Annotated in this window: 1 protein-coding gene and 1 pseudogene; both read left to right on the forward strand. The window is 65.9% G+C overall.

Features of this window, described 5'->3' with window-relative positions; all coding sequences use genetic code 11:
• Positions 1-291: pseudogene (locus ACI3K3_RS25730) on the forward strand (MFS transporter); the annotation flags it as partial.
• 24 nt (positions 292-315) lie between these two features.
• Positions 316-671: inositol monophosphatase family protein (locus tag ACI3K3_RS25735; protein ID WP_404918959.1), on the forward strand; the 356-nt coding region annotated here is incomplete at its 3' end.

Consider the following 671-nt stretch of genomic DNA (forward strand, 5'->3'; position numbering starts at 1 on the left):
CCGGTCGCGATGGTCGCTTTCGCAGGCTTCCTGCTGATCGGTCTGGGCGCGTCCAACACGGTGCCAGTCCTGTTCCGGCAAGCCGGCGCGCAAAGCGCCATGCCGGCTGGCCTGGCGATCGCGTCTGTGACGACCGTTGGATATGCTGGCATTCTCGTCGGGCCTGCGGGCGTCGGCTTCCTGGCTCAGGCGATCGGTCTTCCGAGCGCATTCTGGGTGCTGGGGGCCTTGCTGATCCTCGTGCCTCTGAGCGCCCGCGTCGCCACCACCACGCCAGCGACCAGGCACTGAACCCCTTTGCCTGGAGCACGGACGATGCAAACCCCAAACGCCAACTTTCTTCACCGTCTGGCCGACATTGCCGACGCGGAGACGATGCCCCGCTATCGCACCGAACTGACGATCGATACCAAGGTCAAGGAGGGCTATACATTCGACCCGGTGACCGAGGCCGATCGGCAGGCGGAAATCGCCATTCGCGCCGCCATCGTGGCGCAGTTTCCCGATCATGCGATCCTCGGCGAGGAGATGGGGCTGACAGGGGAAGGCCCTTACCGCTGGGTGCTCGATCCCGTCGATGGCACGCGCCCCTTCATCTGCGGCCTCCCCGTCTGGGGCACCCTGATCGGCCTTACCCATGCGGGCCGCGCCGAACTCGGCATGATGAGCCA

Source organism: Novosphingobium sp. ZW T3_23, from assembly GCF_044987305.1.
Lineage (GTDB): Bacteria > Pseudomonadota > Alphaproteobacteria > Sphingomonadales > Sphingomonadaceae > Novosphingobium.